The organism is Amycolatopsis kentuckyensis (assembly GCF_041679295.1).
Classification (GTDB): Bacteria; Actinomycetota; Actinomycetes; order Mycobacteriales; family Pseudonocardiaceae; genus Amycolatopsis; species Amycolatopsis kentuckyensis_A.
On record NZ_JBGDMD010000004.1, the window covers coordinates 449,421 to 475,780 of the forward strand.

Below are 26,360 nucleotides of genomic sequence, written 5' to 3' on the forward strand. Positions count from 1 at the left end.
GCAGCGGGCTGACCGGCGGGCTGGGCGAGACCGACGTCGCACGGATGTCCCAGTGGGGTGTGCGCCCGCTGTCCGCGGCCGACGGGCTCGCGGTGTTCGACGCCGCCTGCGCCCGGGACGAGCCGGTGCTGGTCCCGCTCCGGCTCGACGTCACCGCGGTCGGGGAAGTGCCCGGCCTCCTGCGCGGACTGGTCGCCCCCAAGCCGCCGGTCCAGGTCGAAACCGGGTTCGCCCAGCGCCTGGCGACGCTGCCGGAAGCCGGTCAGCACCGCGCGCTGCTGGACCTGGTGCGCGGACACGCGGCGACGGTCCTCGGCCATCCCTCGCCGGACCTGGTCGAGCCGGCACGCGGGTTCCTGGACGCGGGCTTCGACTCGCTGACCGCATTGGAACTGCGCAACCGGCTGGCGGCGGCGACCGGCGTGCGGCTGCCCACCACGGTGCTGTTCGACCACCCGACCCCGGTCGCGCTGGCCCGGCGCCTGCACGGCGACCTGGTGGGCGGCCCGTGGTCACCGCTCGACGAGCTGGACCGCTGGGAGGCCCGGCTGCGGGAATCGGCCGACGACGACACGCGCCTGGCCGTGGCGGGCCGCCTGCGGGCACTACTCGCGGGCCTCGGCGGCGGCGCGGACACCACGAGCCTCGACTCCGCCACCGACGACGAACTGTTCGAGCTGGTCGACGACGATCTGGGGATCCTCTAGTGGACAACGAACAGAAACTGCGCGACTACCTCAAGCGGACCATCGCCGACCTGCAGCAGACCCGCAGCCAGTTGCGCGAAGCCCGGTCGGCGGCGGCCGAGCCGATCGCGATCGTCGGCATGGGCTGCCGGCTGCCCGGCGGCGTGACGAACCCGGCCGACCTGTGGGAGCTGGTCTCCGAAGGCGTCGACGCCGTCTCGGAGTTCCCCACCGACCGCGGCTGGGACCTCGACACGCTCTACGACGCCGATCCGGCCCGGACCGGCACCAGCTACACGCGCCACGGCGGCTTCCTCCACGACGCCGCGATGTTCGACCCCGGCCTGTTCGGCGTGTCCCCGCGCGAGGCGCTGGCGATGGACCCGCAACAGCGGCTGATGCTGGAAACCACCTGGGAAGCCCTGGAAAACGGCGGCATCGACCCGCGTTCCCTGCGGGGCAGCGACACCGGTGTCTTCACCGGCGTCATGTACCAGGACTACGCGAGCCGCCTGCACCGCATCCCGGACGGGTTCGAGGGACAGCTCAGCATCGGCAGCTCACCCAGTGTCGTCTCCGGCCGCGTGTCCTACACCTTCGGCCTCGAAGGCCCGGCGGTCACCGTGGACACCGCGTGCTCGTCGTCGCTGGTCGCTCTGCACCTGGCGAGCCAGTCGCTGCGGCGCGGGGAGTGCTCGCTGGCCCTGACCGGCGGCGTGGCGGTGATGGCCACGCCGGGCACGTTCATCGACTTCAGCCGGCAGGGCGGCCTGGCCCCGGACGGCCGGTGCAAGGCGTTCGCCGCCGCGGCGGACGGCGCCGGCTTCGCCGAAGGCGCCGGCGTGCTGGTGCTCGAACGACTGGCCGACGCCCGGCGCAACGGCCACCCGGTGCTCGCGCTGGTGCGGGGAAGCGCCGTCAACCAGGACGGCGCGAGCAGCCGGCTGACCGCGCCGAGCGGACCGGCGCAGCAACGCGTGATCCGCCAGGCCCTGGCCGACGCGCGGCTCACGCCCGCCGACGTCCACGCCGTCGAGGCGCACGGCACCGGCACCACCCTCGGCGACCCCATCGAGGCTCACGCCCTGCTGGCGACCTACGGCCAGGACCGGGCCGAACCGCTGTGGCTGGGCTCGGTCAAGTCCAACATCGGGCACACCCAGGCCGCGGCCGGGGTGGCGGGCGTGATCAAGATGGTCCTGGCCATGCGGCACGGCACGCTGCCGAAGACGCTGCACGTGGACTCCCCGTCCGCGCAGATCGACTGGGCGGCGGGTGCGGTCGAGCTGCTGACCGAGCGGCGTCCGTGGCCGGATCCGGTCCGCCGGGCCGCGGTCTCGTCGTTCGGCGCCAGCGGGACCAACGCGCACGCGATCCTGGAACAGGCCCCGCCACCGGAAGAGACCGGTGAGCGGTTCGAGGGGCCGGTGCCGTGCCTGCTGTCCGCCCACAGCGCGGCGGCGTTGCGCGCCCAAGCCGAGCGTCTCTCGGCGCACTTGGCCGGGACGGACGTCGACGTACTGGACGTGGCGCGCACCCTGGCCGGCCGGGCGGTGCTCGGCGAACGCGCCTTCGTCGTCGCCGACGACCGGGACACCCTGATCACCGCCCTCGACCAGCTCGGGAGCGAACCAGCGGCGGAGGCCGGCGGGGTCGCGTTCCTGTTCTCCGGCCAGGGTTCCCAGCGGGCGGGCATGGGACGTGAGCTGGCCGCGACCTTCCCGGTGTTCGCCCGCGCGTGGGACGAGATCGGCACCCACCTCGACCTCCGGACGGACGCCGAAGCGCTGGAGCAGACGGGGTTCGCCCAGCCCGCCCTGTTCGCGCTCGAAGTCGCGCTGTTCCGGTTGCTGGAGTCGTGGGGACTGCGCCCGGACGCGGTGCTGGGCCACTCGGTCGGCGAGATCGCGGCGGCGCACGTCGCGGGCGTACTGTCCCTTGTGGACGCTTGTGCGCTGGTGTCCGCGCGGGGGCGCCTGATGCAGGAACTTCCGGCGGGCGGCGCGATGGTGGCCGTCCGGGCCACCGAGGAGGCGATCCGGCCGCTGCTGGGCGAGGGCGTCGACCTCGCGGCGGTCAACGGCCCGGCGTCGGTGGTGCTCTCCGGTGACGAGGACGCCGTGCTGGCCGTGGCCGCCCGGTTCGAGGAGCCGAAGCGGCTGCGGGTCAGCCACGCGTTCCACTCGGCTCGGATGGAGCCGATGCTCGCGGATTTCCGCCGGGTCGTCTCGCGCCTTTCCTTCCGGCCGCCCGAGATCGAGATCGTGGCCGGCGACGTCACGGACCCGGAGTACTGGGTGCGCCAGGTGCGCGAACCGGTCCGGTTCGCCGACGGGATGCAGACCCTGCTCGGCCTCGGCCTCCGGTCCTTTGTGGAAGTCGGGCCGGACGGCGTGCTGTCGGCGATGGGCCAGGACTGCGTGGGGGACACGGACGCGGCCCTGGTGCCCGCCCTGCGCCGGGACCGGCCGGAGCCGCACGCGGTCGTCACCGCGGTGGCCCGGCTGCATGGACGCGGTGTCCCGGTCGACTGGACGAAGTACTTCGCGGACACCGGGGCACGCACGGTCGAACTGCCCACCTACGCCTTCCAGCGCAAGCGGTTCTGGCTCGACGCGCCCCGCGAGAACGACGTCACTTCGGTCGACCTGGCCGGCGTCGACGGCCTGCTGCTGACCAAGAAGCTGTCGCTGCGGTCGCACCCCTGGCTGGCCGACCACACGGTGCTGGGTTCGGTGCTCCTGCCCGGTACGGCGTTGCTGGAGCTGGCGGTCCAGGCCGGTGACCGCGTGGGCTGCGGCCGGGTCGCCGAGCTCACCCTGCACGCGCCGATCGTCCTGCCCGCCACCGGCGAGATCGAGCTGCAGCTGCGGGTGGACGAGCAGCGCGCGCTGACCATCCACTCCCGCGACGGCGCCGGGTGGGTCCACAACGCCAGTGGCCTGCTGTCCGAGGGCGCGCCCGAGACGTCCCGGCTCACCGACTGGCCGCCGGCCGAGGCCGTCGCCCTCGAGGTGACCGACCACTACGACCGGCTCGCCGACGCCGGGCTCCGCTACGGACCGGCGTTCCGCGGGCTGCGGGCGGCCTGGCGGCGCGGTGACGAGGTGTTCGCCGAAGTCGCGCTCCAGGACGCCCACCTCCCGGCGGTGCTCGACGCGGCGCTGCACGCGATCGGCCTGGGGCCGCTCGGCGACTCCGGCCTCGCGCGGCTGCCGTTCGCCTGGCACGACGTCGAGCTGTACGCCACCGGCGCGTCGACGGTCCGGGTCCGGATCACCCCGGCCGGACCCGGTGCCGTCACCCTGCAGCTCGCCGACGGCACCGGGCTGCCGGTGGCCTCGATCGGCTCGCTGGCGCTCCGGCCCGCCGCGGTGGACTCGAAGCACGACAGCATGTACCGCGTCGAGTGGGTCCCGGTGCCGGCCGGCTCGCCCGCCACGGACGTGGTCCTGACCAGGTACGACACCGGATCCGACCTTCCCGAAGGTGGTGGAGAGGCGGCGCGCCGCGCACTGGCGGAGGTGCAGGGGTGGCTCGCCGACGAGCGACCGGAACGGCTCGCGTTCGTCACCGAGGGGGCCGTGGCCCTCGGCGACGTCACGGACCTGGCGAACGCCCCCGTGTGGGGCCTGCTGAGGTCCGCGCAGAACGAGCACCCGGACCGGTTCCTGCTGGTGGACGTCGACGACGATCCCGAGTCGACACGGATCCTGCCGGATCTGCTCGGCGCCGGTGAACCCCAGCTGGCGATTCGCGCCGGCGTCGGCTACGCACCCAGGCTCACCCGCTTCACCACGGGCAGCAAGCGCCTGGACGTGGCCACCCCGGGCACCCTCGACGGCCTCGCGTGGGTCCCGGCGCCGGAGGCGGACCGGCCCCTCGGCCCCGGCGAGGTGCGCGTCGAGCTGCGCGCCGCCGGTGTGAACTTCCGCGACGTGATGGTCACCCTCGGCCTGTACCCCGGCAAGGCGGCGATCGGCTGCGAAGGAGCCGGGGTGGTCACGGAAGCCGGTCCGGGCGTGACCCGCTTCCGGCCCGGCGACCGGGTGTTCGGCCTGTTCGGGGGTGCGTTCGGCGCGCTGACCGTGACCGATCAGCGGCTGCTGGCGCCGATCCCGGCCGGCTGGAGCGCCGAGCAGGCCGCCGCGGTGCCGCTGGTGTTCCTCACCGCCTACTACGGGCTGCACGACCTCGCCGCAGTGCAGGCAGGGGAGCGGGTGCTCGTGCACGCGGCGGCCGGTGGGGTCGGGATGGCGGCGGTCCAGCTGGCCCGGCACTTCGGCGCCGAGGTGTTCGGCACCGCGGGCCCGGGCAAGCAGGCGGCGTCCACTTTGGACGACGACCACTTCGCCTCGTCGCGCGAACTGGGCTTCGAGGAGAAGTTCGGCGGCGTCGACGTGGTGCTGAACTCGCTGGCCCGGGAGTTCGTGGACGCGTCGCTGCGGCTGCTGCGGCCCGGTGGCCGGTTCCTCGAGATGGGCAAGACCGACATCCGGGAACCCGCCGAGGTTGCGTATCAGGCGTTCGACCTGTTCGAAGCCGGTACCGACCGGCTCGGGGAGATGCTCGGCGAGATCGTCGTCCTGTTCGAGCGGGGCGTGCTCCGCCACCTGCCCGTGACGACCTGGCCGCTCGGCCGGGCCGAGCAGGCGCTGCGGCACCTCGCCCAGGCCAAGCACGTCGGCAAGGTCGTGCTGACCGTGCCGAAACCCCTCGACGGCACGGTGCTGATCACCGGCGGCACGGGCGCGCTGGGCGGCCTCCTCGCCCGGCACCTGGTGACCCGGCACGGCATCCGGCACCTGGTGCTGGCGAGCCGGCGGGGCGAAGCCCCCGAGCTGTGCGCGGAGCTGACCGCACTCGGCGCCGACGTCACCACGGTCGCCTGCGATCTGGCCGACCGCACGGCCGTCGCGCGGATGCTGGCCGCGATCCCGCAGCCGTTGACGGCGGTGGTGCACGCCGCCGGCGTGCTCGCGGACGCCACCGTGTCCGCGTTGACGCCGGCTCAGCTCGACGAAGTGTTGCGGCCCAAGCTGGACGCCGCCTGGCACCTGCACGAGCTGACCAGCGACCTCTCCGCATTCGTGCTGTTCTCCTCGGCGGCCGGGATCCTCGGCGGGCCGGGGCAGGCGAACTACGCCGCCGGTAACGCTTTCCTCGACGCCCTCGCCCAGCACCGCCGCGCGAACGGCCTGCCCGGCGTCTCCCTGGCCTGGGGCGCTTGGGACCACGGCATGGCCGGTCAGCTGGACGAACGCGAGCGCGCCCGCATCAGCGGGTCGGGCATCGCCGCCCTGTCCGAGGAGGAAGGGCTGGCTTTGTTCGACGCCGCGCTCGGCGCGGAGGAAGCGGTGCTGGTCCCGGTCCGGTTCGACCCGGCCGCGCTGCGCTCGGAGTCGCCGTTGCTGCGGCGCCTGGTGCGCGGCCGGACCCGCCGCGTGGCCGAAGCCGCGCCCGAACCCTCCGTGGACCGCTCGGAACCGGCGCTGCTGGACCTGGTGTGCGAGCACGCGGCGGTGGTGCTCGGGTTCGGCTCGGCGGCCGAGATCGACCGCGGCCGGGCCTTCCGGGACCTGGGCTTCGACTCGCTCACCTCGGTCGAGCTGCGCAACCGGCTGGCTGCCGCCACCGGGCTGCGGCTGCCGTCCACGCTGGTGTTCGACCAGCCGACCCCCATGGCGCTGGCCGCCTTGCTGCACCGGGAACTGGCCGGCGGGCCGGCCGAGGCGGCGCCCGCCGTCCGGGCCGCGGCCGCCGACGAGCCGATCGCCATCGTGGCGATGAGCTGCCGGCTGCCCGGCGGGGTGGACTCTCCGGAAGACCTGTGGGAACTGGTCGCTTCCGGCCGGGACGCCATCGGGGCGTTCCCCGCCGACCGCGGCTGGGACGTCGGCGGGCTGGGCCCCAGCGGGGGCGGGTTCCGGTATGACGCCGCCGACTTCGACGCGGGCTTCTTCGGGATCTCCCCGCGGGAAGCGCTCGCGATGGACCCGCAGCAGCGGATGCTCCTGGAAGGGTCGTGGACGCTCTTCGAGCGGGCCGGGCTGGATCCCGCGTCGCTGCGCGGCGCGCCGGTCGGCGTCTACGTCGGCGCGATCAGCAACGCCTACGCCGAAAGCCTGGGCAGCGCCCGCGACAGCGTCGAGGGTTACCTGGTGACCGGCACGATGAACAGCGTCGCCTCGGGCCGGCTCGCCTACACCTACGGGTTCGAAGGCCCGGCGATCACCGTGGACACCGCGTGCTCGTCGTCCCTGGTCGCGATCCACCTGGCAGCACAGGCACTGCGCCAGGGCGAGTGCACGCTGGCCGTGGCCGGGGGCGTGACCGTCTCGGCGACCCCCGACATCTTCATCGAGTTCGGCAAGCAGCAGGCGCTGTCCGCGGACGGGCGGTGCAAGGCGTTCTCGGCGGCCGCCGACGGGTTCGGCGTGGCCGACGGGCTCGGCCTGGTCCTGCTCGAACGGCTCTCCGACGCCCGGCGCCACGGCCACCGCGTCCTGGCCGTGGTGCGCGGTTCGGCGGTCAACCAGGACGGCGCGTCCAACGGGCTGACCGCGCCGAGCGGGCCGGCTCAGCAGCGCGTGATCGGCCAGGCGCTCGCGAACGCGGGCCTGCAACCGTCCGAAGTGGACGTCGTGGAGGCGCACGGAACCGGCACCCGCCTCGGTGACCTGATCGAGGCGCAGGCCCTGTCGGCCGCGTACGGGCCGGTGCGCGTGGGCTCGGTCAAATCCAACATCGGCCACGCGCAGGCGGCCGCGGGCGTGGCCGGGCTGATCAAGATGGTGCAGGCGCTGCGCGAGGGCGTGCTGCCGAAGACCCTGCACGTCGAGACGCCGCTGCCGGAGCTGGCCGGCCTGCGGTTGCTGAGCGAGGCCGAGGACTGGCCGGAGACCGGCCGGCCGCGCCGCGCCGGGGTGTCGTCCTTCGGGATCAGCGGTACCAACGCGCACCTCGTGGTGGAACAAGCCCCGGCCGACGTGCCGACACCGTCCACATCGGACGCTTCGGCGCCGGTGCCGTGGGTGGTGTCCGCCCGCAGCGCCCAAGCCTTGACGGCTCGGCTGGACGAACTGCGGTCGCACGTGCTGGCGCACCCCGGACTGACTCCCGCCGACGTCGGCTTCAGCCTGGCGACCGGCCGCTCGGCGATGCGGCACCGCGCGGTGGCGATCGGCGAAACCCGCGAGGAACTGCTCGCGCACCTCGGCGCGGTGACCGGCGACGCGCCGACGTCGGCCGAGGCGGTCTTCGTGTTCCCGGGACAGGGCTCGCAGTGGGCCGGGATGGCGACCGAGCTGCTGGAGTCCGCACCCGTGTTCGCCGAGCGGATGCGCGAGTGCGCGACGGCCATCGCGTCCCTTTCGGACATCGACGTCCTGGCCGCGCTGCGGGACGAATCGGCGTTGGAGCGGGTCGAGGTCGTGCAGCCCACGCTGTTCGCGGTCATGGTGTCGCTGGCCGGGTTGTGGCAGTCCTACGGCGTGCAGCCGGCCGCGGTGATCGGTCACTCGCAAGGCGAGGTCGCGGCCGCCTGCGTCGCCGGAGCGCTGTCGCTCGCCGACGCGGCCCGGGTGGTCGTGACGCGCAGCCGGTTGTTCGCGGAGACCATGGCGGGCAAGGGAGCCGTGCTCGCGGTGGCCCTCCCGGCCGAGCAGATCTCGCCGGCCCGGTGGGACGGCCGGCTGTCGGTGGCCGGGAAGAACGGGCCCGCGTCCTCGACCGTGGCCGGCGACCTCGACGCGCTGGCCGGGTTCGCCGCGGAATGCGCGGCGGCCGGCGTGCGGACCCGGCTGGTGCCGGGCACGATCGCGTCCCATTCGCCGCAGGTGGACGGGATCCGCGACCGCCTGCTGGCCGGGCTGGCCGACGTGACACCCCGGGTGGGCGAGGTGCCGTTCTACTCCACGGTCACCGCGTCCCTGCTCGACCCGACGGTCCTGGACGCCGGGTACTGGTACCGCAACGTCCGCGAGCCGGTCGACTTCGAAGGCGCGGTCCGGGCGGCGATGGCCGACGGGCACACGGTGTTCGTCGAGTCCAGCGCGCACCCGGTGCTCACGATGAGCGTCGCCGACATCGGCGCCGTCGCGATCGGCTCGCTCCGCCGCGGCGAGGGACACCTGCGGCGGTTCCTGACCTCCCTGGCCGAGGCCCACGTCCACGGCGTCGACGTCGGCTGGGAATTCCCGGCCGGCGCCCGGCTCGTGGACATTCCGACGTATCCCTTCCAGCGCGACCGGTACTGGCCGGACGGCGCCCGGTCCGCCGACGTGCGGTCGGCCGGCCTGGACACCGCGGACCACCCGTTGCTCGGCGCGACCGTCACGCCGGCGGAGTCCGACAGCGTGGTGTGCACCGGGCTGCTGTCCCCGGGAACCCAGCCCTGGCTCGCCGACCACGTCGTGGCCGGCACGGTCCTGTTCCCCGGCACGGGGTTCGTCGAGCTGGTCCGGCACGCGGGCGACCAGGTCGGCTGCGGCACGCTCGACCAGCTGACCCTGACCACCCCGCTCGCCTTGCCCGCCGGGGAAAGCGTGCGGGTGCAGATCGCGGTGAGCGCGCCGGATCTTTCCGGCGCCCGCCCGGTGACCGTCCACTCGCGACGGTCGGACACCGGCACCTGGACCCGGCACGCCACCGGCCTGGTGACGTCCGAGCCGGCGCGGTCCTTCGAGCTGACCCAGTGGCCGCCCGCCGGCGCGGTCGCACTGGACCTGGCCGGGCTCTACGAGCGGCTGGCCGCGGCCGGCCTGGCGTACGGCGACGCGTTCCGTGGCCTGAGCGCGGCCTGGCAGCGCGGCGACGAGCTGTTCGCCGAGGTCTCGCTGCCCGCCGAGATCCGTGACGCCGGCCGCTACGGCCTGCACCCGGCGGCCTTGGACGCCGCACTGCACGTTCTGGGCGTCGCCGGCCGGGGCGTGCTGCTGCCGTTCGAGTGGGCCGGGGTGTCGTTGCACGCGACCGGGGCGTCGAAGCTCCGGGTGCGACTGGTCCCGGTGGGCACCGATGCGTTCTCGATCGAGCTGGCCGACGCCACGGGTTCGCCGGTGGCGTCGGTGGAGTCGCTGTCGTTCCGGCCGGCGACGGGTGTCCGGCCGGACTCGCTGTACCGGCTCGACTGGACACCGGTGCGTGCGGCCGGACCGGCGGCCGAGGTCGTGTTCACCGAGGACTTCACGGGCACCGCGGAGGCGCTCGGCCTGGTGCAGGACTGGCTCACCCGGGACACCGGCGGCCGCCTGGTGTTCGTCACCCGGGCGGCGGTGGCGGCCCGGCCGGGCGACGACGTCACCGACCTGGCCAGGGCCGGAGTCTGGGGGCTCGTCAGGTCCGCGCAGTCCGAGCACCCGGACCGGTTCGGCCTGCTGGACCTGGACGGCGAGCTGCCGGAAAGCGCCGTCGCCGCGGCCTTCGGCGCCGGCGAGACGCAGCTGGCGGTCCGCGGCGGCGAACTCCTGGCGCCCCGGCTGGAACGGCTCGTCGACGAGCTGCGGCCACCTACCGGTTCCTGGCGGCTGCACAGCGGCGGCGGCGCCCTGCGGGACCTGTCGCTGGGTGAGGCGCCCGAGGCCGACCGGCCCCTCGCCGCCGGGGAGGTGCGGGTCGCGGTCCGGGCGGCCGGGGTGAACTTCCGGGACGTCATGGTCGCGCTGGGCCTGGTGCCCGAGGGCGACCGGGCGATCGGCGCCGAGGCCGCGGGCGTGGTCGTCGAGATCGGCCCGGACGTCGGCGGCCTAGCGCCGGGCGACGCCGTGCTGGGGCTGTTCTCCGGTGCGTTCGGTCCGGTGGCGGTCACCGACCACCGGATGCTGGCCCGGATCCCGCGCGGCTGGTCCTACCCCGACGCCGCCGCGATCCCGGTCGCGTTCCTGACCGCCTGCTACGCGCTCACCGACCTGGCCGATGTCCGAACCGGACAGTCCGTGCTGGTGCACGCCGCCGCGGGCGGGGTCGGCATGGCCGCCGTGCAGATCGCCCAGCAGCTGGGGGCGGAGGTGTATGCGACGGCCGGCCCGGCCAAGTGGGACGCACTGCGGGCGCTGGGCCTGCCGGACGACCACATCGCCTCGTCCCGCGACCTCGGCTTCGAAACCCGGTTCCCCCAGGTCGACGTCGTGCTCAACTCGCTGGCGAACGAGTTCGTGGACGCGTCGCTCCGGCTGTTGCGGCCGGGTGGCCGGTTCCTCGAGATGGGCAAGACCGACATCCGCGAACCCGCCGGCGTCGCCTACCGGGCGTTCGACCTGGCCGAAGCCGGGCCGGAGCGGATCGGCCGGCTGCTGGCCGACGTGCTGGCGATGTTCGAGGCGGGGCAGCTGCGTCCGTCGCCCACCAAGCTGTGGGACGTCCGCCAGGCGCGGGAGGCGTTCCGGTTCCTGGCGCAGGCCCGGCACGTGGGCAAGGTCGTGCTGACCGTGCCGCCGCCGCTGGACCCGAAGGGCACGGTGCTGGTCACCGGCGGCACCGGCACCCTCGGCCGCCGGATCGCCGAGCACCTGGTGGCCGAACACGGCGTGCGGCACCTGCTGCTGACCGCGCGCCGCGAGGACCACGAGCCGGTCGACGTGGACGCCGAGGTGGTCGTCTGCGACGTCGGCGACCGCGCCGACGTCGAACAGCTGCTCGCGCGGATCCCCGCCGAGCGCCCGCTGACGGCGGTCGTGCACGCGGCCGGGGTGCTCGACGACGGCGTCATCGAGTCGCTGACGCCGAGCCGGCTGGACCGCGTCGCCCGGCCGAAAGCCGATGCGGCCCGGCACCTGCACGAGCTCACCGGCGACCTGGACCTGGCCGCGTTCGTGCTGTTCTCTTCCAGCGCGGGCGTCCTCGGGTCCGCCGGCCAAGGCAGCTACGCGGCCGCGAACACGTCTCTCGACGCGCTCGCGGCGCACCGGCAGGCGCGGGGACTGCCCGCAGTGTCTCTGGCTTGGGGGCTCTGGGCGGACGAAAGCGGGATGACCGCGACCGCGGACACCGCGCGGCTGTCCCGGTCCGGGCTCAAGGGCCTGTCCACCGCGGAAGGTCTGGCACTGTTCGACGCCGCACTGGAGACCGGGCTGCCGATGGTGGTCCCCGTGAAGCTGGAGCGGCGGGCGCGGGTCCCGCGTCCGGTCGTCCGGTCCGATGTGGACGGTCTCACCCGCCGGCTGGCCGCGATGCCCGCGGGCGAACGAGAGCGGACCCTGGTGGATCTGGTGCGAGGCCACGCGGCCGTCGTGCTCGGCCACGCCGGGCCCGAGGCCGTGGCGCCGGAGCAGGCGTTCCTGGAGGTCGGGTTCGACTCGCTGACCGCCATGGAGCTGCGCAACAGCCTCAACGCGGCGACCGGCCTGCGGCTGCCCGCCAGCGCGGTGTTCGACCACCACACCCCGGCCGGGCTCGCCCGGCACCTGCTGGCCGAACTCGGCACCGAAGCACCCGCGCCGACGGACCTGCTCGGCGACCTGTTCCGCCGGGCCGTCGCGGACGGCCGCGTCCCGGAAGGCCTGGCGCTGCTCAAGGCGGCCGGAGGCTTGCGGCCCACCTTCACCTCGCCGGCGCGGCCCCCGCGACAGGTGCCACTGGCAGCCGGGCCGAACCCGACCGGCCTGCTCTGCTTCCCGTCGCCGATGGTGATGGGCGGCGTCCAGCAGTACGCCCGCCTGGCCGCGCACTGGCGTGACGTGCGCGAGGTGCGAGCGGTGCCGGTGCCGGGCTTCACCGACGGTGATCCGCTACCGGCCACAGTGGACGCCCTGGCCGGCGCGCTCGCGGAATCCGCGGTGAGCCAAGGGGATCCACGCAGCCAGGTGCTGCTCGGCTACTCCTGGGGCGGGATACTCGCGCTGGCCACCGCGAGTGCGTTGGCGCAGCAGGGCGTCCGGCCCGCGGGGGTCGTCCTGCTCGACACGCACGTCGGAGAGGTCGACGGGCTCTTCGAGCGCGTGCTGCAGGGGATGCTGGAAAGAGAATCGTCGTTCGGGCCGTTCACCGGCACCCGGCTGTCGGCGATGGGCCAGTACCTCCGGCTGTTCGGCGGCTACCCGCCACCGGAGACCACGGCGCCGGTGCTCTTCGTCCGGCCAGAAGGATCGGCCGGTCTGCGGCCGGCCTGGCCCACGGTGCTCGACGTGCCCGGTGATCACTTCACGATGGTGCAGGAGCACGCCGGCGACACCGCCCACGCGATCGAGGAATGGTTGGGAGAGTTCGATGAAGGTTCTGTTCACGACGCTGGCGGCGAACGCGCACCTGTACAACCTGGTGCCGATGGCGTGGGCGCTGCGCGCGGCCGGTCATGAGGTCCGGATCGCCGCCCAGCCGGACCTCACCGACGCCATCGTCCACACCGGACTGCCGGCGGTCGCGGTCGGCCCGGAGCTGGACCTGGCCGGGTTGAGCCGCAAGGCCCAGCAACGGCCCGCGAACAAGACCGTGTTCGGGTCGGAGTTCGACGTCACCGAGATGCGGCCCGAGCGGCTGACCCTGGACTACGTCCGCGGCGTGTTCACGACGTGGTGCTCGTTCGGGCTGGAGCGGCTCGCCCAGGACGCGGTGCTCGACGACGTCGTCGGGTTCGCCCGGTCCTGGCAGCCGGACCTGGTCGTCTGGGACGCGCTCACCTACCTGGGTCCGATCGCCGCGCGGGCCAGCGGCGCGGCGCACGTCCGGATGCTGTTCGGGCTCGACCACTGGGCCCGCATGCGCGGCCTGTTCACCGAACTGGGCGGCGCTGGGGGAGCGGATCCGATGGCGGAGTGGCTGTCGGGCAAGCTGGACCGGTACGGTTGCACGTTCGACGAGGACCTGGTACTCGGGCAGCGCACGCTCGACCCGCTGCCGCCGTGGACCCGGTTCCCGACCGGCGTGGACTACCTCCCGGTCCGCCACGTGCCGTACAACGGCCCGTCGGTGGTGCCGTCGTGGCTGTCCGAGCCGCCGTCGCGGCCCCGGGTCTGCGTCACCCTCGGCATGTCCCGGCGCGACCTGTGGGGCGCGGACCGCTTCTCGGCCGGCGACCTGTTCGACGCGGTGGCCGGCCTGGACATCGAGGTGGTGGCGACGTTGACCGCCGGCCAGGCTGCGGCGGCCTCGGCGGTCCCGGACAACGTGCGGTTGTTCGACTTCGTCCCGCTGGACGCGCTGCTCCCGACGTGCGCGGCGGTCCTCCACCACGGCGGCGCGGGCACGACCGGGAACGCCGTCGTGCACGGCGTGCCGCAGCTGGTGATCCCGGGCAACATGTGGGACAAGGCGGGGTTGGCGGATCTGCTGGCGGAGCAGGGAGCGGGGTTGGTGCTGGAGCACTCGCAGGTGACTGCGGAGCAGTTGCGGGCGCAGTTGGTGCGGGTGTTGGAGGAGCCGTCGTTCGCTGTGTCGGCGGAGAAGGTGCGGGCGCAGGTGGCGGAAACCCCGGCACCCGCGCAGGTGGTGGCCGAGCTGGAGCGGCTAGCGAGCGTCCAGGACTGACGGTTGCTCCTCGGCGGCGGACACGCCCCAGAACAGGGGCGTGGCGTCGTCGAGCAGCAGGGCCGCCGCCCACCTCGGCTCCACCAGCAGGACGTCGCCGTCGCACTCGATCGTCCACTCCGGACAGCAAGCCAGCACGACCAGCAGGTCGCCGTCGACCTCCGGGACGACGTCCGGCTCGGTGACCAAGGCCAACGTCACCGTGGCTGCCACCGGGTGCCGCATCCGCAGCGACAGGCCCGCCGGATGCGGGGACACCTCGAAGTCCAGGCCACCGTCCAGCTCCTGCGCGCGAGCCAGCCACCGCGCCAGGATGTCACCGCACTGTGCGCGGGGTGGGAAGCGGGCGGGCTCGGTCGCCAGTGGCACGGCCAGCAGCGCCAGCAAGTAGTCGCGGATCATCCGAGCAGGCCCGCGTCGAGAAAAGCCTTCGCCACCGAGGGATCCTCGAACACCCCATTGTCCCGGAGCATGCGCAACGTCGGCGTCGCGTTGCGCAGCACGCCGTCGCGAGTCCGTGCCGACGTGGACATCTCGGCCACGATCCCCTCCGGGTCACCGAACGTGTCGGGCATGCTCCGCAGCACGCTGGTCAGCGCGGGTTCGTCCGGCCAGAGGAACGCGAAGATCACCCGGGGCAGCAGCGCGCCGATCTTGCGGCGCAACGGCAGTGGCATCCTCGGCCACAGCTGCTCGAACAGCTGGCGGAAGAACGCGTGGTGCCGGCCCTCGTCCGCGGCGTGGTCCTGCGCGAGCTCGCGCACGGCCGGCTGCACGGACGGGTCCTTCGGCAGCCTGGTCAGGGTGCCGGTGATCAGGGTCTCCGAGACGATCGCGAAGAACAGCTTCACCAACGGCCGGTACGCCGGCAGCTCGGCCGAGTACAGCGCGGCGAGCTCGGTGAGGAACCGCGGCCGGTGGTCGATCGGGACCACCCCGGTCTCCGCCTGCACCGCCGACTTGAGCGTGTTGGACATCTCCGCGTGGCCGGCTTCGTCGGTGTAGATCCGCAGCACGTCGTCCTTCATCCCGGCGGGCAGCCACGGCAGGAAGCCCGGCGACCGCAGCAGCGCGCAGATCTCGTTGACCGGCCCCATTTCCAGCCGGACCGTGAACTCGAGGTGCAGGTAGAGGCTGTGGACGAGGATCGCCTCGCGGACGCCGTCCGGCGCCGCGCGCACCTCGGGGCACGCCGACAGCGGGCACAGATCCGCCGAGAAGTAGTGCCCGCCCGCGGTGAACGGGGAGTCGCGGTGGGGCTTGGAGCGCACCCAGGACCGGCGGTCCCACTCGGTGAACCTCGAGCGGTAATCGCTTGCTGTCAACGGATCCACCTCCTGTCCCAGAACACCACGCACGCACCCGGCACCCAACCCCTATGTTCGTTGTCGCTGCCCACCAGCGGCGGATACGCTGCGCTGCAACGGAGGGAGCGAACATGTGCGGGGTTGCCGGCTGGGTGTCGTTCGACCGTGACCTGACGAAGGAACGGCCTGCCATCGAGGCCATGACGCACAGCATGCGCCAGCGCGGCCCGGACGAGTGGGGGATCTGGACCGGGACGCACGCCGCCTTCGGCCACCGCCGGCTGTCGATCATCGACCTGCCCGGCGGCACCCAGCCGATGTCGGTCGACACCCCGGACGGCGAGGTCGTGCTCACCTACAGCGGGGAGACGTACAACTTCGTCGAACTGCGCGACGAACTCCGCCGGCGTGGCCACCGGTTCCGCACCGCGAGCGACACCGAAGTGGTGCTGCGCGGGTACCTGGAGTGGGGCGAGGCGGTCGCCGAGAAGATGGTCGGCATGTGCGCGATCGGGCTGTGGGACGGCCGGACCGAACGCCTGGTCCTCATCCGCGACCGCCTGGGCACCAAGCCGTTGCACTACTTCCCGACCCCGGACGGCGTCCTGTTCGGCTCCGAGCCGAAGGCGATCCTGGCGCACCCGCTGGCGGAGGCGGTCGTCGACACCGACGGCATCCGCCGGCTGCTGCTGGGTTTCCCGACGACCGACGAAGGCGTCTGGTCCGGCGTGAAGATCGCCCGCCCGGGCACGGTCGTCACCGTCGACCGGTCCGGCCTGCGCGAGCACACGTACTGGCGCCTGGCCGCCGAGCCGCACACCGAGGACCGCGAAAGCACGATCCGGACGGTGCGGGCGATGATCGAGGACAACGTCGCGCACGAACTGGTGGCCGACGTGCCCCGGGGCGTGCTGCTGTCCGGCGGCCTGGACTCGAGCGTGCTCACCGGCCTGGCCGACCGCAGCCTGCGTCCCCGCGGCGAGGTCGTCCGCACGTTCTCCGTCGACTTCCCCGACCAGACCGAGAACTTCAAGGCCGACAGCATCCGCGGGAGTGCCGACGGCCCCTACATCGCCGACGTTGTGAAGCACGTCGGGACCGAGCACCACCAGCTCGTCCTGGACCACCGCGCCCTCTCCGACCCGGAGGTGCGGCGGGAGGTCGTCGCCGCCTGGGACGCGCCCTACGGCATGGGCGACATGAACAGCTCGATCTTCCTGCTGTTCAAGGCCCTCAAGGAACACGTCACGGTGGCGCTGAGCGGCGAGGCCGGCGACGAGATCTTCATGGGCCACCTCTGGCACCACGCCGAATCGGTCTACACGGGCGACAACTTCCCCTGGTTCGTCGCCTGGCCCCAGCTGGACACCTCGTCGTACATGACCCGGGAGTTCATCGACCTGATCGACCTCGCGGGGTTCACCAAGGACAGCTACCACGACGCGCTCACCGAAGTCCCGCACCTGGACGGCGAGGACGCCCGCCGGCGCAAGCAGCGCGAGATCGCCTACCTGGGCCTGACCCGCTTCATGCGCACCCTGGAGGACCGCCTGGACCGGATGGCGATGCGCGCGGGCGTGGAAACCCGGGTCCCGTTCTGCGACCACCGCCTGGTGCAGTACCTGTACAACGTCCCGTGGTCGATGCACACGTTCGACGGCCACGAGAAGAGCCTGCTCCGCGCGGCGGCCCGGGACGTGCTCCCGGACTCGGTGGCGGCCCGCCGCAAGAGCGGTTACCCCTCGACGCAGGATCTGCAGTACGTGGCCGCACTGCAACAGCAGGTCCGGGACGTCCTCGCCGACCCGAACACCGACGCGTTGTTCATGTGCGACCCGGAGAAGGTCGCCGAAGCGGCCGGCCGGAACCCCGCCGACGTGGACCCCGCGGCCCGCTACACCTTCGAGCGGATCCTCGACGTCGCCGTGTGGCTGGACATCGCCAAGCCCGGTCTCAAGCTCTCCTGATCCCGGGTGGCGGAAAAGCCACTGGTGACCACCTTCGCGACCGTGCCACGCTGAATTCACATCGTCCGTCCGGACCGGACGCACGCGGAGGCTCGTGCCGGCTCGCCGGCCTCCCGGCGATGGCGAACTCGTCGCGCCGGCCCGGTGGGCTGGGGCGGTCAGCTGTGGAGGTTCCCGATGAGCGTGCCCGTGCTCGACCCGTACGGCGAAGAAGTCACCACCGAGATGGGCGCGACTTCGCCGTTCGCGCCGGTGAACCTGTCGAACGTGGCCGAGCCGGTCACGCCGCCGCCGCCCGGTCAGGTGCTGCACTCGCCGTTCGCGGAGGCCGCGGTCGCCGCCGGCGATGGCGACCGCGCTGCCGAGGCGACCGACGCCCTGCTCGCCGAGCTCGAAGACCCCGGTTTCACCGAGGCGCTGGAGGCGCTGGCCGACGAGGCCGCCGCCCGGCACCTCAAGTCGGTCGGCACCTGGTCGCACGACTCGGAGGCACCGGCGCTCGCCACCGCCGACACCACGCAGTGGCTGGAGCACCTGGCCGGCGAGGCCGACCGGATGCTGGGCGCGCTGGAGGCGTACTTCGGCGACCGCTCGCCGGACACGTTGCAGGAGGGTGAGATCGAGGCGGCCACCGGGATCGACGGGTTCACCGACCCGGCGGACGTGCAGCAGCTGTTCTTCGGCAAATTGCTGGACAAGGCGAAGAAACTCGCGAAGGGCGCGGTGAAGCTCGCGAAGAAGGGCCTGTCCGTCGTCGGGAACCTCGCGCTGGGCCCGTTGTTCGGCAAGCTGCGCCTGCTCGTCAAACCGTTGCTGAGCAAAGTGCTCGACACCGCGATCGGCAAGCTGCCCGAGTCGTTGCGCCCGATCGCCACCCAGCTCGCCGCCAAGCTCCGCGGCGAGACCGGCAGCCACGAGGAGGAGCTCGCGGAGACGTTCGACCGCGGCCTCGCCGAGCTGGTGACCGCGCCCGACGACACCGCGGCCGCGCACCTGCCGGCCGAGCTGCGACCGGCGGACGAGGACACCTACGCCCCTTCGGCGGCGCACGAACTGGACTCGGCCCGCGCCCGGCTGGCCCGCGAGCTGACCGAGGCCGACCCCGGCGTCCCGCCCGTCGCGCAGCTCGAGCAGTTCATCCCCGTCGTGATGGCGGCGATGCCGTTGATCCGGATGGGGGTCCGGTTGATCGGCCGCGACCGGATCGTCGACGGGATCGCCAAGCCGCTCTCGCAGCTCATCGCGAGCATGGTCGGCCAGGACGCGGCGAACCTGCTGTCCCGGCACATCGCGAGCGCCGGGCTGGGCCTGCTCGGCCTGGAGGCCGGTGGCGGCGACGCGACGCTGGGCGGTGAGGCGCTCGCCGCGGCCGCCGAAGACACCGTGCGGAAGGTGCTGACGCTGCCGCCGGAGTCCCTGGAGCAGGAGCTGCTGCTGGAAACCGAGATCCAGGACGCGTTCGCCGAGGCGGCCGCCCGCCACCTCCCCGCGGCCGTGCTACGCCCCGAACTGGTCGAACCGGGCGTCGACGGCGAGCACGGGGTGTGGCTGATGATGCCGCGCGCCACCCGGCCTTGCTTCCGCTACAAGAAGTACAGCCGCGTCATCCCGGTGCGGCTCACCCGGCCGATGGCCCGCGCGGTGCTGCTGTCCGGGGGCGAGTCGCTGGAACGCCGGCTGCTCGACGACGGAACCGAAACCTGGCCCGTCGAAGGCGAAGTGGAGCTGTACGAGCTCCTGCCCGGCGGCGGGCTCGGGCACGTTTCCGCGTTCGAATCCACCGACGGGCCGGTCGCGGCGGCCGAGGAGTTCGAGGAACTCACCGAAACGGCGGCCACCGTGCTGGCCGGCAACCCGCGCCTGGCCCACGTCGGCCACCACGGCCGGCCGGGCGGGCACCGCCGGCCGGGCAGCCGCTACTTCCGCTTCCGCCACCGCGGGCGTCCGGTGCACCGCAAGCACTTCCTCGGCGTGCTGTTCGACCTCACCGCGCCGCAACCGGTGCTGCGGGTGAACCTCGTGCTCGGCGAACGGGACACCCACGAGCTCGCCGCGCACCTGCAGCGGCGGCACTTCGTCCAGGTGGTCACGATCGTCCGCCGGCTGCTCGGCCCGGCCGCGCTGAAGGCGATCGAACGCAAGCTGACCCGGCTGACGGCCAAGCACGGCATCACCGTGGAGGCGGGGGCCGCGGCCCGGCTCGCCCAGCGGCTCGTCGACGGCGTCCTGCGCGCGGTGTCGGACCAGCTCCCCGCCACCGCGGCCACCCTCGCCAAGGCCGCCCAGGATCCGGCGCCGGGGGCCACCTTGACGTTCACGTTCGGGTTCGCCGACCGCGCGGCCCTCGCCGCGGGCACCCCGGCGAGCGACCCGGCCGTCGCGATCCGGCCGGGGCGCCACCGTGACTGAGGCGGTCGACCGGCAGACGGCGGCGGAGCTGGCCCACTGGCAGCTCGCGGTCGAGGCGCTCGCCGACCTCGACACGGTGGCCGCGCCCGAGGCGTGGCAGGCGCTGGAGGACTACCTGCAGCGCCGGGTCCGCGGCCGGCTGTCCGAGCTGGTCGCCGTGCTCGTGGCCGAAGGCAAGGCGGCGCGCCGCATGCTCGGCCACGGCGGCGACCCCGGCGCGGTGCGGCAGGCGGTGCTGAAGCTGCGCACCCGGTACCTCCAGGTGGAAACGATCCTCGACTTCTACGGCCACGCGGTGAACAGCCGGACCAACCCGGCGTTGCGGGCGGTGCTGCGCGGGTACGACACGCTCGCGGGCGACAGCATGGCCGCGGTCCTGACCCGGCTCGGCCTCGAGCCACCACCCGCCCTGGTGTACCTGGACCACGGGCTGGGCGCGTCGATCCTGCGGGCCGGCATCCGGCTGTGGGACCACAGCCACCCCTCGCCGGCCGCGGCGATCAAGCTGACCCGGCACAACCTCGCCTACCCGACGGCGCTGCTGCACGAGACCGGGCACCAGGTCGCCCACCTGACCGGCTGGACCACCGAGCTCGCGGACGCGCTGGCGGCCCGGCTCGCGCCGCGGTCGGCCGAGCTGGCGCAGGCGTGGCGGGACTGGGCCGGGGAGATCGCCGGCGACGTCCACGCCTTCGCCCAGGCGGGGTGGGCGCCGGTCGCCGCGCTGGCCAACGTCGTCGACGGCCCGACTTCGGCGGTGTACCGGGACCGGTTCGGCGATCCGCACCCCTTCCCGTTCCTGCGGGTGATGTTCAACGTCGAGCTGTGCCGCCGCTGGTTCGGGGCCGGCCCCTGGGACGACCTCGCCGCGGCGTGGCACCACCGGCACCCGGTCGACCGCGCCGCCGGGGACCCGGGGGCGCTGGCCCGGGCGAGCCTCCCGGTGCTGGGGGACATCGTCGACGTCTGCACCCGCCGGCCGATGGCGGCGTTCGGCGGGGAACCGCTCTCGGCCGTGCTCGACCCGTGCCGGGTGTCGCCGGCGGCGCTGGAATCGCTGGCCCGGCAGGCCGGTCCGTCGCTGCTCACCTCGGCGTACCTGAGACGGCGGGAGCCGTTGCGGATCCTCGCCCTCTTGTCCACGCGCGCGGTGCTCGCCCCCGAAGCCGCGGCTGACCACCAGGCGGCCCTGCTGGCCTGGGTCACCGCCGTCGGCGCGGACGCCGCGCCGCTCGCCCCCCACCGTGCAGCATGACCGGAACGAGGACCACCATGACGAACCCGAAGACCACCGAGTCCCGCGCCGTCGCCGGCCGCGGGAAACCGGCCGCGGCGGAGGTCGAGCCGACCGGAGACCGCGACGCGATGCTGACCCAGCTGGTCGCCCTCACCAAGTCGATCGGCGAACTGGCCCAGCGGCAGGACGGCGCCGCCGGCGAGCAGGTGACGGCCGCGACGGCCGACGACGACGTGGAGCAGGACCGGGTCCGGTTCGCCTACAACTTCCTCGGCTTCGCGCTGGGCCGGCGCGCGCCGAGCGTCTTCCAGCTGACGACCGTGGACGTCGAGCGAGACCACGGCACGCTCACCTTCAAGCGCCTCGGCACCGCGACCGTGGCGAAGGTGCGGGCAGCCGACAACGTCACGCGGCTGCTGGAGGGCCTGGTGGAAGGCCGGCCTGTGACCGTCGACCAGGGTCCGAACGCCATCACCGACGACCAGCGGATCGACTCGATCGTCACGTTCACCTCGGTCGGCGGCGAGCCGGTCGCGATCGGCCCGTGCCGCGAACCGGTGCCCGGCGGAATCATCACTTAGACAACGGAGACAGCGTCATGTTCTTTCCTTTGGCCAAGATCCTCGGTACGCAGCGGGTGTTCCGCCTGCACCCCTGGCAGCTCGCGTACCTGCTGGACGAGGTGTGGGGTTCGGCCCGCCGGACGCCGCAGATCCCGGACCCGACCGGGCAGGCGGACCTCGTCTTCTTCACCACGTTCTTCGACGACAAGGTCCTCGACGCGCTCGACCTGCCGACCCAGCCGGGCGACGACACGTTCACCTCGACCGACGGGCTCAACGCGTTCCTGGCCCCGTCCGGGGTCAACACCGGCGGGCCGTTCGAGTGGAGCGGGCGGCCGAACCAGCTGTTCTGCCCGCCGCTGCTGTGGCACCACCTGGCCTACGCCTACGTCCTCGAGAGCACGGGCATCGTCGAGATCTTCGCCGAGGTCGTGCGGCGGCTGCTGGTCGGCGAGACGATGGGCGTGCTGTCGCCGGACAGCATCGCCTGGCTGCGCGCGACCGAGCAGCTGTTCTTCCGGGACATCCCGACGTTCTCGGTGGCCAGCGTGCTCAGCGACGTCCGCCCGTTCGACCGGACCAACCGGCGCAACGCGTACTGGCGCATGTTCGGCCTGGACCTCGCGCACCCGGTGCCGCCGGTGTGGGCCGGGCCGGGTCCGCTGGCCGACTGGAAGGCGCTGACCGGCCCGGTGAACCTCGACTTCCGGCAGAAGTGGGGCGAATTCCTGCGCCAGGTCTGGATCGGCCTGGAGAACACGGCGAACAACAGCGGCCCGAACCCGACGGACCCGGGCTACATCGCCCTGCTGTCCACCGCGATCAAGGACCTGCTCGGCAACCGCCGCCGCGGCGGCGCGCTCGCCCGGGAGGAGTTCGCCTACGTGACGATGCTGAACTGGTTCCACCTGACCGTCGACACCGACACGTCGGTGATCGTCGATCTGCAGGCGCAGGCGAGCAACGCGGCCGACCGGCTGGGCGCGCTCGGCCAGAAGGTGGGGATCACGCCGGCGCTGCGGTCGCGGGAGCTGTTCGACCTCGCCGAACCGATGTCGACGCTGCTGCGCGGCATCGAGCTCGGGCTGTTCGACACCGAGGAAACCGCGGCGAGCCTATTCACCGGCAAGAACAACCTCGTCGGCGACGCCCGCTCGGTGATCAACAACTGGCAGTCGGCCACCGGCGAGCGGGTCAAGGAATCGCCCGCCTACCCGCGGCCCGTCGTCACCGGCACGCAGCCGTTGCGGGTGCCCGTGCCCGCGGCACCGCCGTCCGGCGCGAAGGTGCCGTCGCCGAACGGCGCGACCCTCGTGCCCTCGGTCAACGGCCGGAAGGAGTGAGGGCGGTGCGCGGCTGGACGCTCCCCGAACCCCGGTGGGAGTGGGAGTGGACGCACGTGCCCGTACCCGAACCGGCGCTCGAAGGGGAAGGCCCGGCCCCGCGGACGCCGCCGCCGGTCGCCACCGTGAAGACGTGGGCCGGCTCGTTCACCGTGGACCGGTACGTCCGCCAGGAAGTCACACCGGACGGCAGCGACCTGGTCGTCGGGGTCGGGGCGGGCTTCACCCTGTCCTTCGCGCCCGACAAGGTCGTCGACGCCGAGCGGATCGAGTTCGTCCAGCTGGCGCGGTCGGTCAAGAACGGCGCGCCGTACAACAAGTACGACGGGAACGCGCAGGAGCGGAAGACGGCCGAAAGCCGGATGATCCCCGGCGACGGCGCGCACATCGACCAGCTCCCGCGGAGCCCGGCACCCTGGTTCGCCCCGGCGGCTCCCGGGAGCCGCCGCAAGGACGCCGACGGCCGGTGGCAGCCGGCCGCGGCGTCGATGCAGGACGAGGCGAACCTGACCTCCGGCGACGTCGGCGTGTCGGCGGAGGCGGCGCACACCGCGGTGTGGAGCCAGCAGTTCGAGACGGCGGCGATCGCCACGGCGGGGCCCCAGAAGGGCACCTACTACGGCTCCGTGCGGTGGGGCTGGCGCTGGCCGGCCGCCAAGCCGCTGGAGCTGCTGAAGTTCGAGGTCGTGTCCCGGGGCGTGCCTTCGCCGGTCTTCCTGGCCGCGGCCCGGTTGTGGAACGACAGCACGACGTCCGCCGGCGCCCGCCCGGAACCGGTGCCGATCGCCGAAAGCCGCACTGTGACGGCGAAAAGCGCGCAGCTGTGGGACGACCCGGCCACGCGGGTCACGATCGCCACCCTGCCGAAAGGCACGCCGGTGCAGCGGATCGACGTCCGGCCGAGGTCGCTCGTGCTGTCCCGGTCGTGGTTCTGGGCGAAGGTCACGGTGACCGGCGGGCGGCAGCACGTGGGAAGGACGGGCTGGCTGTGGCTGACCGATCTTTCGCGCTGATCAGCCCGTTCGCGGCGGACCTCCCCGGACTGTCCGATGTGGAGCGGCGCTTTCCGGTGGAGAACGAGCCGGAAGACTGGGCCGACGCCGTCGCGCGCCTGCCGCTCCTGGTGCGCACGGCGCTCGAGGCGGGGGACGCGCCCTCCGGTCCAGCGAGCGCGTGCTGGGCCGGGAGTGGGCGGCCATCCGCACGGAGGTCGTGCGTCCCGCGCTGCAGGCCCCGGCACCCCCGGCACCTCCGGCGGCACCGCGGCGGCCGGTGGCCGACTGGCGGCGGCTGGCGCTGGCCGCGGCCGGCATCGACCCGGCCGGCTGGACACGGCCAAGTGGGGAATCGGCCGGGATCCGGGCGCCGGTCTCATCGTGAACTACGCCCACGGGCTGCAGGTGGTGCTGCTGGCGACCCAGCGGGCGATCTTCGAGGACCTGGCCTGGCAGCACGAGGCCTTCGTCCAGGCCGGCGCGCCGGAGCTCGCGGCCACCTCCGGCGCACCGGCCGCCGCCTGGCAGGACATCGCCTCCGGTGATCCGGTACGGGTCCGGCGGGGAAATCACGAACTGCTGCTGCGGGAACAAAAAACCGTCGTGGCGCCGTACTACGGCCGGATCCTCGACCTGAAGGACTTCGATCTGATCCCCGATCAGATGTCCCGCGAGGCGCTGTCGCCGATCCCCGGCGGGAAGCCGTTCCGGGAGGTCGTGCCCGGCGGCGACACCCCGCAACGCCGTCGCCGGCTGGTCAACACCCGCTGGCCGACCTCGCCGCCCGCCCGGCTGACGCTCCGGCCCACTGTCGACGGATTGTCGACGGGATCTGGGACCGTGGGGGGCGTCCGCCGGTGGGAGGGGGAGAGGTCGTGGAAATCGGAGTGTTGGGTGGTCCGTTCGGCGTGCTGAGCGACCGCGAGCTCGAAGTGCTCGCGATCGTCGCGGAAGACAAGACCGATCGGGAAATCGCGAGCCGGCTGGCGATCAGCGAGCGCACGGTGCGGGCGCACGTCAGCCGGATCATCCGGAAGCTCGGGGTCGCGTCCAGGGTGGGGGCGGCGGTGGTGTTCGTCGGCTGGAAGGTGCGCGTCGAGCCGGTCCGGGTGCCGGCCGGACCGCCGATGGCGGCCTGCCACGGGTGACTACCAGGTGACGGGCAGGCTCGCGACCCCGCGCATCAAGCCGCCGCGGCGCCACTCGAGGTCGTCCGCAGGGATTGCGAGGCGCAGGCCGGGCAGGCGGTCGACCAGCGCCGAGAGCAGGACGCGCAGTTCCAGCCTCGCCAGGGGCGCGCCGAGGCAGTGGTGCACGCCGAAGCCGAACGCGAGGTGGTGGTTGACCGCGCGGCCGAAGTCCAGGTCGCCGGCCGAGGCGAACACCGATTCGTCGCGGTTGGCCGAGTCGAGCTGGACCAGCACCGCGTCGCCGGCCCGGATGGCCTGACCGCCGATTTCGAGGTCCTCCTTCGCGATCCGCGCGAGATCCGCGACGGTCACCAGCGGCACGAACCGCAGCAGCTCCTCGACCGCCGACGGGATCAGCTCGGGCCGGGCGACGAGCGCCGTCCACCGGTCGCGGTCGGACAGCAGCTCCACCAGGAAGCTGCCGGCCAGGTTCGCCGTGGTCTCGTGGCCGCCGGCCAGCAGCGCCACGCCGAGCATGAGCAGTTCGTTGTCGGTCAGGCGGTCTCCTTCGTCGCGGGCGGCGACGAGCGCGGTCAGCAGGTCGTCGGCGGGCTCGGCCCGGCGCCGCGCGATCAGCGTGTTCAGCGCGGCCGCCAGCTCGCCGCGGGCCTGGGTGACGTCCGCGGGGGTGACGGTCCCGCCCGAGGCGACCAGCGTTTCGGTGCACTCGCGCACCATCCGGCGCTGGTCCGGCGGCACGCCGAGCAGTTCGCCGATGACCAGCACGGGCAGCTCCCACGCCACCGCCGAGGCGAAGTCGACGGGTGGGCTGACGCCGTCGAGGAGCGCGTCGACGATTTCCCGGACCCGCGGCTGCAGCAGCTCCACCCGGCGGACGGTGAACGCTTTCGCCACGAGGGCCCGGATCCGGTTGTGCTGAGGGGGATCCATGGCCAGCAGGTTGCCGGGAGGTTCGAGGCCGGGCCGCCCGCGCGGCACATCAGCCCCGGCCGCGGCGGCGCGCGAGAACCGCGGGTCGGACAGCACGAACCGCGTCTGCTCGTACCGCGTCACCAGCCAGGCGTCGCCGCCATAGGGCATCGTGACCCGCACGGGCCCGCGCGCCTTCCGCAGCTCGGCGAACCGCGGGTGGACCTGCAGTGCTTCGGCGTCCCCGAAGGGGTAGGGAACGGGCCGGACCTCCATCGCCCCATCGTGGGGCACGCACGCGTCGTCGCGTACCGCCCAACGGTGGCCCCCGG

Annotated in this window: 15 protein-coding genes (1 of these 15 only partly in view); 12 read left to right on the forward strand and 3 right to left on the reverse strand. The window is 73.5% G+C overall.

Annotation, left to right across the window (positions count from 1 at the left end):
• The 3 genes in view from ACERZO_RS18820 to ACERZO_RS18830 are tightly spaced (each overlapping or abutting the next) and all read left to right on the forward strand, a layout consistent with a single transcriptional unit that may run on beyond the window.
• A protein-coding gene (locus ACERZO_RS18820; RefSeq protein ID WP_372665979.1) for an SDR family NAD(P)-dependent oxidoreductase crosses the window boundary here: on the forward strand, positions 1-707 show its 3' end. 15,493 nt of this gene lie to the left of the window's left edge; the window shows 707 of its 16,200 coding nt (coding positions 15,494-16,200); its start codon lies beyond the left edge, outside the window; its stop codon occupies positions 705-707.
• A complete protein-coding gene (locus ACERZO_RS18825) occupies positions 707-12,979 on the forward strand; it encodes an SDR family NAD(P)-dependent oxidoreductase (RefSeq protein WP_444843224.1) in 12,273 nt (4,090 codons plus the stop codon). The genes ACERZO_RS18820 and ACERZO_RS18825 overlap by 1 nt, the downstream gene beginning before the upstream one ends.
• Positions 12,891-14,147 (forward strand): activator-dependent family glycosyltransferase, encoded by a 1,257-nt coding sequence (locus ACERZO_RS18830; RefSeq protein WP_372665980.1) that lies wholly within the window; start codon positions 12,891-12,893, stop codon positions 14,145-14,147. Before ACERZO_RS18825 ends, ACERZO_RS18830 begins: the two co-directional genes overlap by 89 nt.
• Here ACERZO_RS18830 and ACERZO_RS18835 read toward each other — a convergent pair.
• The gene (locus ACERZO_RS18835; RefSeq protein WP_372665982.1) at positions 14,127-14,549 is read right to left on the reverse strand and encodes a hypothetical protein; all 423 of its coding nucleotides are present in this window, start codon (positions 14,547-14,549) and stop codon (positions 14,127-14,129) included. The genes ACERZO_RS18830 and ACERZO_RS18835 overlap by 21 nt on opposite strands.
• Positions 14,546-15,472, reverse strand: coding sequence for a diiron oxygenase (locus ACERZO_RS18840; RefSeq protein WP_372665983.1), 927 nt, complete (start codon positions 15,470-15,472; stop codon positions 14,546-14,548). Before ACERZO_RS18840 ends, ACERZO_RS18835 begins: the two co-directional genes overlap by 4 nt.
• Positions 15,473-15,585: 113 nt before the next feature.
• Between ACERZO_RS18840 and asnB the strand changes: the two genes are divergently transcribed.
• The 9 genes from asnB (at position 15,586) to ACERZO_RS18885 (ending at position 25,116) form a co-directional block, all read left to right on the forward strand.
• Positions 15,586-17,421 (forward strand): asparagine synthase (glutamine-hydrolyzing), encoded by a 1,836-nt coding sequence (asnB, locus tag ACERZO_RS18845; protein WP_372665984.1) that lies wholly within the window; start codon positions 15,586-15,588, stop codon positions 17,419-17,421.
• Between the two features lie 177 nt (positions 17,422-17,598).
• Positions 17,599-19,830: a hypothetical protein gene (locus ACERZO_RS18850; protein WP_372665985.1), complete on the forward strand. Its 2,232-nt coding sequence runs from the start codon at positions 17,599-17,601 to the stop codon at positions 19,828-19,830.
• A complete protein-coding gene (locus ACERZO_RS18855) occupies positions 19,823-21,085 on the forward strand; it encodes a hypothetical protein (RefSeq protein ID WP_372665986.1) in 1,263 nt (420 codons plus the stop codon). Before ACERZO_RS18850 ends, ACERZO_RS18855 begins: the two co-directional genes overlap by 8 nt.
• A gap of 17 nt (positions 21,086-21,102) precedes the next feature.
• The gene (locus ACERZO_RS18860) at positions 21,103-21,648 is read left to right on the forward strand and encodes a hypothetical protein (RefSeq protein WP_372665987.1); all 546 of its coding nucleotides are present in this window, start codon (positions 21,103-21,105) and stop codon (positions 21,646-21,648) included.
• Between the two features lie 17 nt (positions 21,649-21,665).
• Complete coding sequence (locus ACERZO_RS18865; RefSeq protein ID WP_372665988.1) at positions 21,666-22,973, forward strand: hypothetical protein; 1,308 nt, start codon at positions 21,666-21,668, stop codon at positions 22,971-22,973.
• Between the two features lie 5 nt (positions 22,974-22,978).
• Positions 22,979-23,986 (forward strand): hypothetical protein, encoded by a 1,008-nt coding sequence (locus ACERZO_RS18870; protein WP_372665989.1) that lies wholly within the window; start codon positions 22,979-22,981, stop codon positions 23,984-23,986.
• Between the two features lie 160 nt (positions 23,987-24,146).
• On the forward strand, positions 24,147-24,353 hold the full coding sequence (locus ACERZO_RS18875) for a hypothetical protein (protein WP_372665990.1): 207 nt from the start codon (positions 24,147-24,149) through the stop codon (positions 24,351-24,353).
• Positions 24,350-24,883 (forward strand): hypothetical protein, encoded by a 534-nt coding sequence (locus ACERZO_RS18880; RefSeq protein WP_372665991.1) that lies wholly within the window; start codon positions 24,350-24,352, stop codon positions 24,881-24,883. The genes ACERZO_RS18875 and ACERZO_RS18880 overlap by 4 nt, the downstream gene beginning before the upstream one ends.
• Positions 24,844-25,116: a helix-turn-helix domain-containing protein gene (locus ACERZO_RS18885; protein ID WP_372665992.1), complete on the forward strand. Its 273-nt coding sequence runs from the start codon at positions 24,844-24,846 to the stop codon at positions 25,114-25,116. Before ACERZO_RS18880 ends, ACERZO_RS18885 begins: the two co-directional genes overlap by 40 nt.
• Here ACERZO_RS18885 and ACERZO_RS18890 read toward each other — a convergent pair whose 3' ends face one another.
• Positions 25,117-26,304, reverse strand: coding sequence for a cytochrome P450 (locus tag ACERZO_RS18890; protein WP_372665993.1), 1,188 nt, complete (start codon positions 26,302-26,304; stop codon positions 25,117-25,119).
• Positions 26,305-26,360 lie beyond the last annotated feature (56 nt).